Origin of the sequence: Campylobacter sp., assembly GCF_019423325.1 — a bacterium.
GTDB lineage: Bacteria > Campylobacterota > Campylobacteria > Campylobacterales > Campylobacteraceae > Campylobacter_B.
This window is the reverse complement of record NZ_JAHZBQ010000002.1, coordinates 1-17,873: the sequence shown is the minus strand read 5'-3', so window position 1 is coordinate 17,873 and position 17,873 is coordinate 1. Positions and strand designations below refer to the sequence as shown.

The following is a 17,873-nucleotide window of genomic DNA, read 5'->3' as shown; positions in this document are numbered from 1 at the left end:
ATCTTTGGCTCTTTGCATTAAATTGATTTATAAATTTTTTACTCCCACTCTATCGTTGCGGGCGGTTTGCTCGAGATGTCGTAAACTACGCGGTTGATGCCGTCTACTTCGTTTATTATGCGGCGAGAGATGTTTTCTAGCAAGTCGTACGGCAGGCGCGAAAAGCTAGCCGTCATTCCGTCACTAGCGTCCACTACGCGTATGCACACGGCGTTTTCGTAGGTGCGGTTATCGCCCATGACGCCCACGGAGTGCACGTTTAGTAGTACGCAAAACGCCTGCCATGTTTTGTTGTACCAGCCGCTTGATTTTAGCTCGTCGCGTAGGATCACGTCGGCTTTGCGCAGTAGCTCGAGGCTCGGCGTATTTACCTCGCCCATTATGCGGATCGCAAGGCCCGGCCCCGGGAATGGATGGCGGAAAACGACTTCGCGCGAAAGACCTAGCTCAAGCCCTAGCTGGCGCACTTCGTCTTTAAAAATTTCGCGCAAAGGCTCGATCAGTTCAAATTTCATATCCTTAGGCAGGCCGCCTACGTTGTGATGGCTTTTGATCGTCTTACTTGAGCCTGCGACCGAGCTTTCGATGATGTCGGTATAGAGCGTGCCTTGAGCTAGAAATTTTACGTTTTTGTGTTTTGCCGCTTCTTTGCTGAAAACTTCAATGAAGGTCGCGCCGATGATTTTGCGTTTTTGCTCGGGATCGACCACCCCTTTCAGTCTGCTTAAAAACAGCTCGCTGGCATCGATCACGTCTAAGCTCACGCCGAGTTTGAGCCTAAACATCTCCTCTACCGCCTTGCGCTCGCCCGTGCGAAGTAGTCCGTTGTCGACGAAAACCGCTATTAGGCCCTGCGGCACCGCATGCGCCAAAAGCGCTGCTACGACCGAACTATCCACGCCGCCGCTTACCGCGCAAAGCACTTTGGCGCTGCCTACGCGCTCTTTTATTTTGATCATCTGCTCTTTGGCGAAGCTACCCATATTCCAAGTGCTGGTTATTCCGCAGATCTCTTTGGCAAAATTTTTTAAAATTCTATCGCCGAACTCGCTGTGGCAGACTTCGGGGTGAAACTGTAGCGCGTAAATTTTACGGGTCTCGTCACCAAATACGCACCACTCGCTCTCATCCGAGCTTGCCATCACCTCAAAGCCCTCCGGCAGGCTCTCGACCTTGTCCGAGTGGCTCATCCAGACAGTAGAGTTATCCTCCACGCCGCCAAATAGCCTGCTAGCGCGAAGCAGTTTCAAAGAGGCTTTGCCATACTCTTTTTTACCCGCAGGCACGACGCTGGCGCCAAATTTATGCGCGATGAGCTGCATGCCGTAGCAGATACCTAAAATTGGAATTCCAAGCTCAAAAATTCTATCGTCGCAAAAATACGCATCTTTGGCGTAAACGCTAGCGGGTCCTCCGCTTAAAATAAGGCCTTTAGGGTTTTTTGCTTTTATCTTATCGATCGGTGCGTCGTATGCGATCAGCTCGGTGTAAACGCCTTGTTCGCGCAAGCGCCTAGCGATCAGCTGGGTGTATTGGGAGCCGAAGTCCAACACTAAAATGTCTGCCGTCTGCATGAAATTCCTTTGTAAAAATTTTTAAAAGTATAACAAAGCAAAGCTAAAAGTAGGCTATTTATCGCGTAAAATTCTAACGCCGCCTTTCGTGTCGTTTGTTTTGTTGCCATCCGCGGCGGATGCTTCTGCGTTCGCGGTTTGCTCATCCGCGTCCGAGTAAAAAGGCGGTGCTTTGTATCCGCAGCCGCTAAGCAAAACTAAGATAAAAAATGCTAAAATCCGTCTATGGAAAATGCAAGAGAAATAATCGCTCATATCAGAAAAAATCCTTTATATGCCAAGATGCGAGAAAGAGGCGAGTTTTTAGCGATTTTGCCGCTTAGTTGGCAAAGGCTGATCGCTTTCATCTACGTCAAAGATGGCATTTTGATGATAGCCGCGAAGCATCCGGCGGGGCTTTGCGAACTAAAACGCGATAGTAATATAAATTTAATAAAAGACGTATTAAAGCGATTCGTAGCCGCTAGAGAGACGGCGGAGCTTTACGGTGTGCGCGATATAAAATTTTTCGTCGCAGATAGAGTAATGAGCAGAAGAAGGGCGCAAATTTATAAAGCTCATTTGCGCCGGGATGGCGAAGCTTTATCTTTGGAGCGCGCAAAGGGGGAGTTTAAAAACAAAATCCAAGATCCGCAAATTTATAAAATTTTTGAAGAGATAAGAGGACTGATCCTTGCTAATAGAGGAGATTAAGAGCCTGCCTGCCAGACCCGGCGTGTATCAATACTTCGACGCCGCGGGCAAGCTGCTATACGTTGGCAAGGCAAAAATTTTAAAAAATCGCGTCAAAAGCTACTTTTCTTTCACGCCCGCTCTCGCTCCGAGCCCGCGCTTAAGTGCGCGCATCGCAAAGATGATAAGCGAGGCGGCGCATTTAGAATACATCATAACGCCCAGCGAGAGCGACGCGCTGATACTAGAAAATTCCTTCATCAAGCAGCTAAAGCCCAAATACAACATCCTGCTTCGCGACGATAAGACCTATCCATATATTTACGTAAATTTAGACGACGACTTTCCGCGCTTTGAGATCACGCGAAAGATCATAAAGGGCAGAAACATCAGATATTTCGGCCCATATTTTCACGGCGCGAAGGAAATTTTACAGACGCTTTACATGCAGTTTCCGCTCGTGCAGAAGAAAAATTGCGTCAAGGGCAAAAAGGCCTGTTTGTTCTACCAGATCGGGCGTTGCGCCGCTCCGTGCGAGGATAAAATTTCAAAGCAGGATTACGTTCGTATCGTGCAGAGCGCGCTTGCCGCCCTAAAAAATCCGCAAAAGATGGTGCCGCAGCTTTTGCAGCGGATGGCGCGGCTCGCGCAGAGCGAAAATTTTGAAGAAGCCGCGCAGATCCGCGATAAGATTGAAATTTTAAAACAGATGAACGTAAAGGTAGAGGTCGATCTGGCAAAGCTCGATGATTTCGAGGTCTTTGCGATTGCCGCACGCGACGGGCTCGTCTGCGCCGTGCATTTTAGCATACGCGAGGGTAAAATTTCAGCTTCAAGCTCGCATATAATTAACTGCAAAGCCCCGAGCGCCGATGATATCGCAAACGCCTACAAGCAGATGATCTTAAGCGCCTTTCCTGCCGCAGCTCCCGTGGCGTGCGCTAAAATTTACGTCTACGACGAGTTTGACGATGCGGATCTGGTATGCGAAATTTTATCCAAGCGGCACGAAAGAGCGTTTAAAATTTATGCGCCGAAAATCGGCGAGAAGCGTAAAATTTGCGAGATCGCATACCAAAACTGCGAGATCAATATCAAAAAGCATCTAAAAACGCACGATTACGCGTTTTTGCAGGAGCTGAAGGATTATTTTGATCTTACGAATTTGCCGGTAAATATCGAAGTTTTCGACAATTCGCATATGTTCGGCGCCGCGCCCGTGGGAGCTATGATAAGCTTTCAAGACGGCGAGTTTAACAAGCAAAACTACCGCCACAAGCACCTTAGCTCAAATAACGACTACGATCAGATGCGCGAGTATCTAACTAGCCGCGCGCTTAAATTTGACGAGCTCGCAGCGCCCGATCTGTGGCTCATCGACGGCGGAACGGCTCTGCTAAACTTGGCAGAGGAAATAATTTGCAGCGTCGGAGCAAACGTCGATATAATCGCTATCTCTAAAGAAAAGATCGACGCTAAAGCCCACCGCGCAAAGGGGGCCGCGAAGGATAAAATTTGCACGAAGGGCGGGATTTTTTCGCTAGCAACGGATGATAAAAAATTGCAGTTTTTTCAGCGTCTGCGCGATGAAGCGCACCGCTTTGCGATCTCGTTTCACCAAAAGAGCAAACGCAAGCTCGATCTGCAAAGCTCAAAGCTGCTAAGCTTGGGCGTTAGCAAAGGAAGCCTGAAGAAGCTTTTGGACTTTTACGGCGATTTTGAGAGCATTTATGCGGCGAGCTTCGATGAGATCAGATCGCTTACGAATATCCAAACCGCCGAAAAAATTTTAAACAATCATTAACGAAAACCTAACGCAAAAAGCTATATTTAAAGATTTGTTTAGTAAAATCACCCATTAACTTTGCAGGACGGCTAAATCGTCTCCGCCTAGCGTGACGGAAGCGACTTCGTTTCTCCGGTTGAATAAAATTTAACGTCGCGTAAGCTGCGCTTTGAAGGATTTTGTATGAATTTAAATACTACAAGTGCTTTGAGACTTGTTAGCGGTATCCCGCTACTTTTGATTTTCGCGTTTGCATCATATTTCTTGTTTATTTCCTTACAGGATTACGCCAGAGTTGGAATTTTGCAGCAGCAGATTGCTAAAAATAGCAATCTCGCGGCGTTAGTAGAGCAGGTAGATAAAGAGCGCGGTATCACTTCGGCGTTTTTGGGTAGCGAGGGAAACCCTGGTATGGGAACCCTTCTATCGGGTCAACGCAAAAAAACAGACGATGCGCTTGCAAAGTACAAAGAAAGCAAAAATATCAGTGAAAATGTCGTAAAAAAGACCATTTTTGATATTTTCGCTTACGGCACCGGTAATGACGAGCTTTTGGCTGCCGAGACCGATATAGACGGTTTATTAGACAAGCTTCCGCAGGTAAGAAGGGATGTCGATGCTCAAAGCAAAAGCTTCGGTGAGCTTTTCAGCTCATATTTTCAAAAATTCGACGATGATGTAAAAACAATCCAACGAGTGCTAAGAGAGGGTCTTGTAAGCTCAAATATTACCGTTTGGACGGTTTCATTGCTTAATACCTATGAGGCGATGGATGCCACTGCATCGGAGCGCGACTATATTATCGAATACATTATCGGTAGCAAGGCGATGAATCAGGCGCAGCTAAGGACTTGGGCTAGCTTCAACCTATCTAGTTCGCTTCCTAATTACTACTTCTTGCCGGAATCGGATGCTAGAGCCGCGATTTTAAAAATTCTAGACGGAGAGGAATTTCAAAACGCATTAAGAGAAACTGCTAAAATTTCAGCCACATTGCAGCAAGAAGCGGACGAAGGACACTATAGCGTACCTTTTCAAGAGTGGTTTGCCTCTACTACACTTAAATATAAAAAGCTAAGCGAAATTTCTGAAAAGATCAATGCTGAGCTTGCGGCGCATGCCGATACTTACCTAGCACAAAGACTAAGAAACCTATTTATCGCTCTTGGTATATGGGTTTTAGCGGCTATTTTGGTCGTTTTTGCCTTGGGTATTACAAGACGTTTAAGACAGAACGTTACCGACCTTGGCAACGTGCTTAGCCGAATCGGCGATTTGACGAATCAGCACGAGCATATCGACGTTAGGACTAGTGAGGGTGTTAACAAGGCATATTCGCTTATCGAGGACGCGCTCGATCTGATTGCATATCAAAAGGGCGCTGCGGAGGATGCCAACAAGGCAAAATCGATCTTCCTGGCCAATATGTCGCACGAGATCAGGACGCCGCTTAACGGCATCATCGGCTTTACGGAGCTTCTTAAAAATACCGATTTGGACGAGGAGAAGCGCGATTATGTTGATACTATCGAAAAATCGTCCGAAAACCTTCTAACGATCATTAATAACATTTTGGATGTCTCTAAGATCGAGAGCAATAAGGTCGAGCTTGAGGATATTTTATTCAATCCGATCCAAGACTTTGAAAGCGCCGTTGAAATTTACGTCGCAAAAGCCGCGGAGAAAAATATCGACATCCTACTCTACATCGATCCTACACTCGTGCACCATCTATACGGAGACATCACGAAGATCAAAGAGGTTCTTATCAACCTCATGTCAAATGCTGTCAAATTTACCCCTGAGCACGGCACTATCGTAGTTGAAATTTTAAGGGAGCCTAGCAAAGCTCCTGGAGAGGCGATCGTAACGTTTAGCGTAGAAGATACCGGCATTGGAATTTCTGAAGATAAGCTCGCAAATGTATTTAACGCCTTCTCTCAAGCTGACTCTACAATCACGCGCAAATATGGCGGAACAGGTCTTGGACTTACGATTTCATCGAAATACGTAGCGATGATGGGCGGTAAGCTTCAGGTCAAATCTACAGTAGGAAAGGGTACTAGATTTTATTTCACCCTTGCTTTCAAAGAGACACAAAAGACTGATGCGGACGCAGTATTTGAAAGTATCAAAGGACTAAATTTTGCGCTTTTAGCCGATAGCGCCGATACGATGTATAATGATATCGTTAAAAACTACATCAGCAAGCTAGGTGGTAAAATTTCGATATTTAATACGAACGCGCAGTTCCGCTCAGCGCAAAATAATAACAAATATGATGCTCTTATCACTAGATTTAAGAATTACGGCGAGGTTAGCGATATATTGAGTATGCCTACGATCTTAACTCTTAAGCCAAAAGAGCTTCAAAGTATTAGTATTTCAAATTCCAAAATTTTTACCCTTACAGAGCCTTTTAACTTAACTAAATTCGTTAAGACGCTAGATAAAATTTCAAAATCCGGAATTGCTCTAAGTAGATCGGATTTTGCTCCACAGACGCATGAGATTAAGCTGGATGCCGAGGTAGAAAAGCCTATCGTCGCTGATGAAATGATTATGGAAGAGCCAATAGTAAAAGAAAGACCTATCATCAACAAGCTCGATGAATTACGACATGCTACTACTTCGTCGGCAGACGAGCTACGCGCTATCTTGCAAAGCAGAAGACGTACGCATGATGCCAAGGCTCATTCTGCGCATAAAGAGGAGGCTGTTAGTAAGTCTAGTATCGCTCAAGAGCTCAAAAAAGAAGCTCCTAAAGCAGAAGAGCCGGTCATTAAGCCTATAGATATCGAGCCTATGAGTGATATTAAGATTGAAAAGACAGAGCCTGAATCACCAAAGATCGATATTGATATTCCTGAAATAGTAATCCCGCACGCAGAAAAGCCAAAAGTAGAGCCTTCAAGCACAAAGGATGCCCAGACCGATATCGATGAGCCTATATCTTTGGAAATTCCTGATGATTTTGTGGGGCTCAAAACACATGCGGCGCAGACCCAGGCTCCTAAAGCCGAAACTCCTAGCATTGATCTTTCCGATATCGAAATAGAGCTTCCTAAGATTAAGAAAGAGGAAGAAGAAGTAAAGGTTGAGCCTGCAAAAATAGAAATTCCAAAGGCTAAGGTTGAGACGCCTAAGGCTGAGATTGAAATTCCTGATATAGATATCGATCTTTCGGATATCAAACCGAGCGTCAAAGCGCAAGAGCCTGTTAAAAAGGTTGAAATTCCAAGCGTAGAAGAAGAAATTCCTGTAGCCATTAAAACCGAGCCTGAAATTCCTATCGCTAAAGCTTCGAAGCCTGATACTTCAAGTGTTTCTACTCATGAAGATGAAATTTCAAGTGTTAAACTTTCAGAACCTGAAATTCCAACTGAAAAGATAATCGAATCAGAACCTATCGCTGTTGAGCCAGAGCCGGTAGCAATTGAGCCCGAACTAAAACCTATAGAGCCAAAACTTGAAGAGGTTAAACAGGAGCCTTCAAATATCGAGTTTGAATCGATAACGCCAGTAGTAGAACCAGCGGCTCAAAATATTCCTGCCGAAGAGCCGAGTATTGAGCCGGAGCCTGTGGATATTCAAAAGGTAGAGCCTGCTACTCAAAACGTCCATGTCGAAGAGCCCGAGATCGAGCCTGTTAGCGTAAAAGTCGAACCGGTAGTTATCTCGCAGCCTGAGGAAGAGGAGATGGTCGAGGTGCCCGTTACCGTGTACGAAGACGAGCAGCAGGAAGAAACCATTATGGTCGAAGAGGATGTCGAAGTCGAAGAAGAGGTTGAAGTACCGGTAGAGCGAAATCCTGCCGACGAAAATGTACCTTTGGTCAATAGAAAATATAACGCCAAAATCCTTATTGCGGAGGATAATGAGATCAACCAAAAGCTTATGAAGCATACACTAAATAGCTTTAATATGAATTTAACGATAGTCGAAAACGGGCTTTTGGCGCTGGAAGCCAGAAAAGCCAATAACGACTATGATCTCATATTTATGGATATTTCGATGCCTGTTATGGACGGTATCGAATCTACAAAGCAGATCAAGCAATACGAACACGAGAATAATCTCCGCCACATCCCGATCGTGGCTGTTACTGCCAATGCGCTAAAGGGCGATAGAGAGAAATTTATGGCAGCAGGGCTTGACGAATACTGCACCAAGCCGATCAAAAAGGATATCTTAGCCCAAATGCTAGATAATTTTATCGGCGATAAACGATCCGATGCAGCGCCTGCCGGTGGAACTACAAAGAAGCTGGTTAAAAAGCTTGTAAAACGTCAGGTACCTAAGACGGTCATTAAAACTGTCAAAGTGCCAAAGACGATAATGAAGCTAGTTCCTAAAAAAAGCATAGTTTCTGATGACGTAGTGAAAGCTAAGGGTGCACGCGTGCCGACAAAAGATATACTTATATGTAAGGCAAACATTATGGAAAGTAAAATTTTTGCCAGCATATTAAAACACCAGTATAAAGACGTAGAAATTGCGGGCAATTTCGACCAGCTTATTTCTATGGCGGCTACGGGCAGCTATAAGCTTGTTTTGATTGATAAAAAGCTAGCGGGGCTAGATTTAGCGGCGTTAGAGAGCTTGCGCCGAAAAGCATCTGCGACCAAGCTAGTGCTGTTTTCTAACGACAACGATGAAAATCCACTATTTAGCGAAGTCGCTAGTTACAATATCACCAAGTCGGGTCTTGAGAAACTCGCACAAAAATATATATAAGGATGAGGTCTTAAATGAGAGATTTGAAAGTTTTAACGGTTGATGACGACGCTATAAATTTAAAGCTACTTGAAGTTATGCTAAAAAAATACGGCAAATTCCAAACCATACTCCAAGCCAAAAACGGCTTGGACGCCCTTGCCGTACTCGAAGTTCAGCCCGTTGATTTGATTTTATTAGATATTGTAATGCCTGTGATGAATGGGCTGGAATTTTTAGATAATCTTCACGCTAGAGAAAGTATAGCTCATATCCCCGTCATCGTCCTTACGACGGACGAGACCGCTAAACGAGAGGCTTTAAATAAGGGTGCTTATGACTTTATGACAAAGCCCATCAACGATAAAGATCTTCACAAAAAACTAGACGACGTTATGAATATTATCGGCGATTAAATTGCCGATTTTGTCCTCGTAGCTCAGTAGGATAGAGCGCAAAATTCCTAATTTTGAGGCCACAGGTTCGAATCCTGTCGGGGACACCATCTATCAAATTTCCCCCCTAATTTTAGTTTTTTGATTTTTTTAGAAGCCCTGTTTTACGGCTTTTTCAAATTTTTTAAAAAAATTTCAAATCTTAAAAATGCTAGACTATGCAGTAGGCTTAAGAGAAACTAATATATATTAAAAAATATATATTAGTTCTAAACTCTTTGAAAACTTTTATAATCTCTCCTATGAAAATATATGAAATTTTAAAGGATAAACGGTTATGAAAGTTTTTTCCAAAATTAAAGACGATCCGGCTTTTAAAACAGACCCCGATAAAGTCATCTAGACATATTGTTCGCTCTTTTTTTATTGCGCTTCGCTTTTAAAATTTTCATAATGCACATCCGCTCCTTTGTGATAGATTTTGTGGTAAATTTAAAGATTACCGCTCCTATTATAACGGGAGAATAAAAAAATGGTAGGAAGCTTTGTTATTCTTTAGGAGCCTCGTTGTTTTTCAGAGGTGTCATCGTTTTTTATAGAAAAGGCTTGGTGATAGAGAATGGTAAAATCTGATATGTGGATGTTTTGAATGGTATGAGGGAATAAGTGTTCATTTTTTGAATTAGACTTTATGGGGGGGGGGGGGTCTATAAAAAGATCGAGATTGCGGGTGTGATAAAATCTAAAATCTCAATTAGCACCAAAACCTAAGAAACCTTACCAAAAAATTTAAAAAATTAGTGTATTATCGCCAATTTTAATTGATAGCTCCTAGTGGAAGACAAAGCCTATAAAAAGCGAATATATGCCAATAGATGCTTTGCCATGCTTAAACTATAAAGTTTTTTGCGGCGATATTCCAATCGTAAAAAATAGGCGCAATCGATGTTTTATAAAAACCATTATCTTATCGCTACGATAGTAAATTTAAAGGAGCCTCTTTGCAACCCCGCGGCGTTAAAAGCGTCAAGCTTATTCTGGTCTCTATCTTTATAGGCTTAAGCCTAGCTCTTAAAGTGTTAATGGCTACTCCTGCCGATATTTCTGGCGCCATAAATTCCGAAGAGCAAAGAATAAGATCAATTAGACAAGGCGCCGAGGATCCCTTCATAACGATACGCAGCGAAGAGTCTCCCGTTTCAAACGCAACCGCGGAGCCCAAGAAAGCAGGAATTTGCTTTAAAATTTATGAGATCAAACTGATTAACGCAGAAGCGCAAAACGAGCAGAAAAGTAGCGCGGATTCTAAATTTAACGAAGCGGATTACGAATCTAAAAACAAAGATGATCTGAAAACTCCAGCCGTCAACCCTAAATACGGTGCCGGCTCGGGCGTCATTATCTATAAACCGAATGATGAAAACTTGGGGCGCGCGAAAGTAAAAACTCCCGCTAAGTCCATTGGTCCTACCTCGAATTCCGACCATTCAGTTCCGCCGGGGTTTGAAAGAATTTTAAACTCAACTCTAAAAGAGCTTAAATTTAAAAGCAGCGATTGCTTGGGAGGCGATGAAATTTTAGCTCTGGCAAGAGCGTATAACAATAAAATCATATCCGCAGGCTTTATTACTACCTCCGTTTCCATCCCCCAGCAAAACATCTCCTCGGGCACCCTTCTTTTAGCTCTGCATCCAGGACGCATAGGCGAGATATCGCTTGAGCCCGGCTCTGAAGCTAAGAACCAAAGAAGTATCTTTACCGCATTCGGCGGCGATAAGAGGGGAGAGATTTTAAACTTAAGAGATCTGGAGCAGGCTATGGAAAATTTCAATGCCGCTTCAAGAAGCGAGGCGGAGATAAGCTTAAGCCCTTCCGCAAAGCAGGGCTACTCCGATATCAATATCTCTAAACAGCAAAGCTTGCCTCTGCTGTTTAGACTAAGCGCTGATAATCTGGGTTCCAAATCTAGCGGCAAATACCAAGGCACGGCTATGCTTTACGGCTTAAATTTACTTGGATTAAACGAGAGCGTATTTGCTTCTTACGGTAGAAATTTTTTAAGAGGAGATAAAAAATCTTTAGGGGATGATAGCAAAAGCGGCAGATCAGCTAACTACTACGCAGGCTTTAGTATACCTTTCGGATACTTCTCTCTATCTTTTTGGCAGAACAGATACACCTACGATCAAATAGTGCCTGGAGCGTATGAGCTTTATACCTATAGCGGAAGCAGCGTTAGAAGAAATTTGGATCTTAACTACGTATATTTTAGAAATCAAAACTCCAAAAATTCTCTGTTTTTTAGAATTTGGCAAAAAAAGTATAAAAACTATATACAAGATTATGAGCTTAGTAACCAAAGAAAACGTGAGGGCGGCTATGAAGCGGGGCTAAAATCCAAGGTATTTTTTGATAACTCTTCGGTGGAGATGATGCTTTCGTACCTAAAATCCACGGGGGCGTTTAACGCCCTAAGAGCGCCCGATGAAGACTTCGGCGGCGGGAGCTCAAGGTATCATTTGATAAACGCTGCGTTAAATTTTAAAACTAGATCCTCCGCTATCCCTTTAAGCTACGAGCTGGAACTTTACGCAAGAAGAGCCAGCACCCATCTTAGCCCTATAGATAGGCTAAATATCGGCGGATACTATAGCGTTAGAGGATTTGACTCTCAGATGAGCCTGCTTGGAGATAGCGGCTTTTATATAAGAAATACCTTGGAATATAAGTATTTTAAAAATAACGGCGTTTACCTGGCCTTTGATGTCGGTAAGCTTAGCTCTAAGGGAAAAGATTATCCCTCGCAGGGCGAAATGCTTAGCGGCGGGGGCGTAGGCCTTAGAGGAAATATTTCAGGCTCTTTTGGATATGATCTTTTGGTAGCTTTTCCTATTAGTAAACCGGAAAATTTTAAAACGGACACTCCTGCTTTAAATTTCTCTTTAAGCTACGACTTTTAAATTTATCGTTTAAAAATGTAGCGAAATTTTATCGGCGCTTATCGCGGCATTTAATATAAACGAAGACTATATAACTCTTAGTAAATTTTACTAACTATTTTAGCGCAGATACGCCATACTAAGAGCCGAAAAATAGCAGTCCTGCGCCCAAATCGAGCCCTAAAATAAATTCAAACAAATTTTAAATAAAATATTTGAAATTTACTATTTTTTTAAGAAAGTATTCAAGAAATTTAAGATATAAAACCATCGCAATCGGAGGTTATAGGTATGCAAATTGTAGGTTTTAATTCTATCTTTAATAGCTCGGGGCGACTTGGCGCTTCTACTGATACAAAAGGATATTTCGACGTCTTTACCCAAGTAAGCAAGCGCCTTGCCGCTCTTTTGCTTCTTAGCTTGCTGGCTCCTTGTTTTTCATATTGCGAGATAATACCCGATAACTCCGCCCCCGTAAATCATAGAGCTTCGGTGTCTCAAACTCCGAATGCTCCGGCCATTCAAATAGATATCGCCTCTCCTAACGACAAGGGGATTTCTATCAACGAATACTCCAAGCTTAACACTCCTAAAGAGGGCACGGTATTTAATAACTCTCAAGGCGGAGCCATAAGTAAAACTGCAGGCTATATACCGCCAAATCCGAGGCTCAATCGCGGCGAGGCTAAGCTTATAATCAATCAGGTAAACTCGCCTCTTCCTTCAAATTTACAAGGGAGTATTGAGATAGCAGGCAGAAAAGCCGATCTCATCATCGCCAATCCTAGCGGCATCAACGTAAACGGCGCTACCATAATAAATTCCTCCTCCACTACGTTAAGCACCGCCACGCCCTCCTATGAAAACGGACATCTTAAATCTCTAAACATAAGCAAAGATGGTTCTATAAATATAGGAGCGGACGGCCTAAACGATAACGGAGATTATCTAAACGTAATATCTAATAGCCTAAAGCTGGAGGGTAAAATTTACGCAAACGAGATAAACGTAGTAGCGACGGACGGTAAGGTATCTTTAAAAAATACAAACTCCGGATTGAGGCAGGATAATTTAAAGATCGAGCAAGAAGGAGGATCGCATCCTAAGGGCGTATCCATAGACTCCTCAGCCCTAGGGGGAATGTATGCGGGCAAGATAAATATAATATCTACTAAAGATGGAGCGGGCATCAATAATAAAGGGGCTATCTTAGCGGACAGCTCTTTAAAGATAGACGCCAACGGAGATCTGATAAATGAAGGAAAGCTGGGTTCCAACGGACAGGCTCAAATCAGCTCAAAGACCATCTCCAACCAAAAGGGCTCTAAAATTTCAGCCTCCAATCTGGGTATAAAAGCCTCCTCGGTAGAAAACAGAGGAAATATACAGGCTAATACTCTAAAGATAAAAGCCGATAGGTTAGATAATATAAAAGGCTCCATAAGCTCAAGCTCCGCCTTAAAGATAGAGGCCAGAAGCCTAAGCAACAAAGATAGAGCCGTAATAGGAGCGGCTAAGAGCGAAAGACTAAAGGAGTTAAGCTTAGATGAGAGCAAAGACTCTTTTAAAACAGGAGTTATTCCTCCTTCCAAAAACGAGCTTAGCATAATAAGCGCGGATCACATATCAAATATAGGCGGAGCGATACTTTCAAACGAAAGCTATTTGGATATAAAAGAGAGTCTCTTAAATGATAATAGCCTAATGGTATTAAGGGCATTGGATTCCGAAATTCCAAATTTTTATAACCTTTCAGGTTCTACCTTTATAGTACAAGAGGGCTTAAGCTTGCGCGGCAACAATCTACGCAACGAAAGCTCAAAGATCATCTCCCTAGGAGGCGTTCTTTTGGGCTACGACAGCATAGATAATTCTAAGGGCTCTATCCTAAGCGGAGGAAATTTAATCATAAACAAAGGCGCTCTTAATAATGAAGAGGGACTTATAAGCTCCAAAGGAGATCTCGCTTTAAACCTAGATAGTCTTAGCGCTTTAGGTAAGCTAAACTCGGACGGTAGTTTATATCTGGGGCTAAAGGAGGATTTGAGCTATAACGGAGGGATCTACGCAAGCGGCGATATATATTTAAACCTACAAGGAAATTTTATTGCCTTGCAAAGGCTGATCTCCAATAAAGATCTGATCATAAACGCAAAGGGTATCAAAAACGAAAGCATCATAGCCGCACTTAGAAATTTGGCTTTAAAAGCAAAGGAGCAAATTTTAAATTTAGGCTCTTTAATCGCGCGCGGCGAGCTGATAACAAACTCTGAAAGCCTAATAAACAAAAAAGCCCTCGTTTATGCGCAAGACGGCATGGCTTTAAACGCTAAAAATATCCTCAATCAAGACGCGTCCAATATACTTAGCGGAGGGGATATAGTTATAAATACGAGCTTTCTTAGCAACGAAGCGCTATCTAACATCATCTCTCAAAGAAATTTAAATATTTTTAATGAAAGAGGCGGGGAGGGCAAGGCAGACGAGATAACCAACGCCTCCTCTTTGATATATGCAAGGGGCGCTCTTAATATCAATACTAAAAAGCTAAATAACCGCTCGGTTAACGAGCCCGTAAAGAGAGTTCAAAGCACCGGCTATAATATAGATTTTACCTGCAATGGTGACGGTTGGGGTTGCAGCGGCGTAGCCATCCCTTTAAAGGTCAATGCAGCCGAGATAAAAGAGCGCATCCTTAAGCAAAATCCTAATATTAGCCAGGACGAGTTAAACGCTAAGATCATGGAGGAGCTTAGCGAGCAGGATATGAATCTATACGTATTAAGCTTATATAAAAATACTAGGCTTCCAGGGGAGGATACTAGGCTATATGACGCTATAATGTTAAATTTAAAAGATAATCTTTTCGGCATAAGAAGAAGCAAGCCTCATAAGAAGGAGAGATTAAGGCAGATAAGCTACAGCATCAATAAAGAGTATATAACTGAAGATAGCCTAAGTAAATTTATGGGCTCAAACATAATCTCCGCAGGGGATAGCAACCTTAACATAGATGAGCTAAATAACGATAAGAGCGTAATTTATGCCTATAACGATCTATCTTTAAATGTAAAGAGCCTAAACAACCGCTCTTTAAGTCTAAATCATAGTATAACGAGCCAGGCGGAGTATAGATGGAAACATAAAAGCCACGGCGGTAAAGGCGGCTATAGCGACCAAAAGAATATCTACTACTCCCAGCCTGCTATTATCTCCATAATAGGAGCTAAAAAAGATATAAAAGGCTACGCGGGCGATATTTCAAATTTAAACTCACACGGGCAGATAAACTCTGGTAACGCTCCTGCTCTTATAAAGGAAGCTTTTTCTAAAATAGATTACTCCCTAATAGGCAAGGGGCTCGGTAATCCTAACGCTTTAAATCTAAATAAAAACGATCTTGCGCCTAGCCTTAATAACGAAGCGGATATGCAAGATATCATTAGACCTAGCTATATAAACAATCTCTTTTCGCCTATAAGCAGTAAATTTTATAACACCTTCTACGTTTATAGCGAGCTGATACCGGATTTTTCATATATGCACAATAAGCTAAGCTTGCTTTATGATAAAAAAAGGACATCCTTGAACTCTTCGGAGGAAGATGACGGCACTCTACTTGGCTCCGCACCTTCTTTGATATACGCAGGAGGCAGCATAGATCTAAGCGTAAACGGCGATCTTAGAAACGAAGGGATAATCTACGCGGGCTCTAATATGAGCCTCAAAGCGGGCAGCGTATCAAATTTAAACTCCGCCTCCATCATCGCCGCGAACGCCTTAAGCATATCGGCCAAAAAGGATATAATAAACGCATCCTCTTTGATACAAGGACGCAGCGTAAGCTTAAACGCCGGTAGAGATATAGTACATAAAACTCTAAGTAAAGAGATAAACCTAAATAGAGCCTACGGCGATCAAAGCAGCACCTATATAGGCACTATCTCAAATATAAAATCTACCGAAGGCAGCGTAGCATTAAATGCGGCTCGCGATATAACCGTAACCGGAGCGAGCATAGACTCGGCTGCAAATTTAATCCTAAACGCCGCAAAGAGCGTAGACATAAATAGCGCGGAGGAGAAGCTAAGCTATAACTTTAAAAGCAAGGGCGGATACTATAAAGAGGATATCGTTAAGAATACAAGCTCTAAACTTAACGCCAAAGATAATATCCTAATTAAAGCAGGCGGTATAGGTATAAGCGGAGCGGATATTAATGCGCGCGGCGGAGATGCTTTGCTGCAGGCAAAGAACTCCATAAATCTAAGTGGGGATATCGATAGCAACTACTACGAGAGCGAATTTAAAGAAAAGGGCTTTGCGTCTAAAAAAAGCACTACTACTAAAGCTTTAAATCAAAGCGTAGTGCCTACTAGCATAAGCGCTAAAAATATAATGCTTAGCTCGCAAGAGGCCGATATTAATATAGCAGGCTCTGCGTTAAAAGCTAAAGAAGCCATAGATATGCAGGCGGGAAACAATATAAATATATCGCCTCTAAGCTATAGCTTCTTAAACTATAAAAATAGCTCCAAATCCTCTTTGGGTGGATTGAAAGCTAGTATGGATATGCACTCGCTTTATAAACGAAATTTGCAAAGCTCCTCCCTCTCTAGCGAAACAGCAGATATAAACTTAAGAGCAAAGAACGATCTAAGCTTAATATCTGCGGATATTTCAAGCGGACGCAATCTAAACTTAGGCGCGGGAAATTCCATAAATATCCTAGCAGCCAAGGAATATAAAGAGGAGCGAAGCGCCCATAAAAAAACGAGATTCAACCCTATATCGGTTCTAACATATTCCGGTTTGGTAGCAGCATCTATCATAGCTCCGGAAAATGCTATAGCTGCTATAGGAGTAGAAAAGATAGGCGGCAAGACCTTTACTGAGATATATAGATCGGATTATAATAGCAAGCAGGTAAAGGAAGGTATATCTAAACTATCCGATATCAAAGCTGCGGGCGATATAGGCTTAAACTCTCCTACAGCTTTTATAACTTCAAATATGAAAGCGGGCGGAGATATAAATGTAGACGCCAAAAACCTAACGATATCCGCTGCCGCTAACGAATATAGCGAACAAAGCTTGCAAAAAAGCACCTCCGTATCTGTTGCTAAAGTAAAAGATATCCTAAGTCAGATGAAGCCGAAGTCCTTAGACGAACTTAAGAAGGATACGAGCATTAAAGTAAAGCTAGCCGATGCCTCATACGATAAATCCAATACGAACCTATACGGTACCGAGACCGTCTCTTCTAATATGGAAGCTAAAAATATAACTCTTAGAGGGGATAATAGCCTAAGCGTTATAGGCTCAAACTTAAAGGCCGAAGAGGATCTTAACTTAATATCCAAAGATGGAAATATAAATATAATAAATTCCACCGATACCGCAAGCTCCTCATCTAACTCTAAGCATCTGGAAGGCTCCATATCTCTTACCGTTCAAAACGAATACGCTCAAATAGCTCCTGCGGCTATCGCCTTGCAAGAAGCGATAAAACAGCTAAATCAGACCAAAAAGCAATATAAGGAGTATAAGGATCAGAAAAATGCTCTACAAGACAAACTTGTTGAGTTAAAGAACCGCTATAAGGCTAAAGAGGTAGGCATAGACTACTCCGATATCGAAGACCTACAAAACATAATAGAGGACGTAAAGGACGAGGAGAAATACTATCTATCAAATATCGCTCTAGCTACCGCCAACGTAGCCTCTAAAACCGCTGCCCTCATCTCCCAAGGATCTGCCGCATCCTCTAGCTGGGTTACCTGGGGCTTTA

General features: G+C 42.6%; 8 protein-coding genes and 1 tRNA gene. 7 read left to right on the top strand and 2 right to left on the bottom strand.

Annotation, left to right across the window (positions count from 1 at the left end; all coding sequences use genetic code 11):
* Positions 1-38: 38 nt before the first annotated feature.
* Positions 39-1,574 carry a glutamine-hydrolyzing GMP synthase gene (gene guaA / locus QZ367_RS04890; RefSeq protein WP_291938178.1) on the bottom strand — a complete coding sequence of 512 codons (1,536 nt, stop codon included), beginning with the start codon at positions 1,572-1,574 and terminating at the stop codon, positions 39-41.
* 54 nt (positions 1,575-1,628) lie between these two features.
* Positions 1,629-1,829 (bottom strand): hypothetical protein, encoded by a 201-nt coding sequence (locus QZ367_RS04885; RefSeq protein ID WP_291938176.1) that lies wholly within the window; start codon positions 1,827-1,829, stop codon positions 1,629-1,631.
* Positions 1,830-1,856: 27 nt separating this feature from the next.
* On the opposite strand from QZ367_RS04885, the gene QZ367_RS04880 reads away from it, so the two are divergent.
* The 7 genes from QZ367_RS04880 to QZ367_RS04850 form a co-directional block, all read left to right on the top strand.
* Positions 1,857-2,267 carry a hypothetical protein gene (locus tag QZ367_RS04880; RefSeq protein WP_291938174.1) on the top strand — a complete coding sequence of 137 codons (411 nt, stop codon included), beginning with the start codon at positions 1,857-1,859 and terminating at the stop codon, positions 2,265-2,267.
* On the top strand, positions 2,248-4,050 hold the full coding sequence (uvrC, locus tag QZ367_RS04875) for an excinuclease ABC subunit UvrC (protein WP_291938172.1): 1,803 nt from the start codon (positions 2,248-2,250) through the stop codon (positions 4,048-4,050). The genes QZ367_RS04880 and uvrC overlap by 20 nt, the downstream gene beginning before the upstream one ends.
* A gap of 165 nt (positions 4,051-4,215) precedes the next feature.
* Positions 4,216-8,769 (top strand): ATP-binding protein, encoded by a 4,554-nt coding sequence (locus QZ367_RS04870; RefSeq protein ID WP_291938170.1) that lies wholly within the window; start codon positions 4,216-4,218, stop codon positions 8,767-8,769.
* A gap of 14 nt (positions 8,770-8,783) precedes the next feature.
* On the top strand, positions 8,784-9,164 hold the full coding sequence (locus QZ367_RS04865) for a response regulator (RefSeq protein ID WP_005869488.1): 381 nt from the start codon (positions 8,784-8,786) through the stop codon (positions 9,162-9,164).
* Between the two features lie 12 nt (positions 9,165-9,176).
* A tRNA-Arg gene (locus QZ367_RS04860) sits at positions 9,177-9,253 on the top strand.
* Between the two features lie 891 nt (positions 9,254-10,144).
* Positions 10,145-12,103 (top strand): ShlB/FhaC/HecB family hemolysin secretion/activation protein, encoded by a 1,959-nt coding sequence (locus QZ367_RS04855; protein WP_291938164.1) that lies wholly within the window; start codon positions 10,145-10,147, stop codon positions 12,101-12,103.
* A gap of 270 nt (positions 12,104-12,373) precedes the next feature.
* The coding region (locus tag QZ367_RS04850) for a filamentous hemagglutinin N-terminal domain-containing protein (protein WP_291938162.1) at positions 12,374-17,873 on the top strand (5,500 nt) is incomplete at its 3' end.

What these genes read in the sequence shown, in the direction of transcription:
- guaA (WP_291938178.1), bottom strand. Translation starts at nt 1,574, where the DNA reads ATGCAGACGGCAGACATTTTAGTGTTGGACTTCGGCTCCCAATACACC.
- QZ367_RS04885 (WP_291938176.1), bottom strand. Translation starts at nt 1,829, where the DNA reads ATGAGCGATTATTTCTCTTGCATTTTCCATAGACGGATTTTAGCATTT.
- QZ367_RS04880 (WP_291938174.1), top strand. Translation starts at nt 1,857, where the DNA reads ATGCGAGAAAGAGGCGAGTTTTTAGCGATTTTGCCGCTTAGTTGGCAA.
- QZ367_RS04870 (WP_291938170.1), top strand. Translation starts at nt 4,216, where the DNA reads ATGAATTTAAATACTACAAGTGCTTTGAGACTTGTTAGCGGTATCCCG.
- QZ367_RS04865 (WP_005869488.1), top strand. Translation starts at nt 8,784, where the DNA reads ATGAGAGATTTGAAAGTTTTAACGGTTGATGACGACGCTATAAATTTA.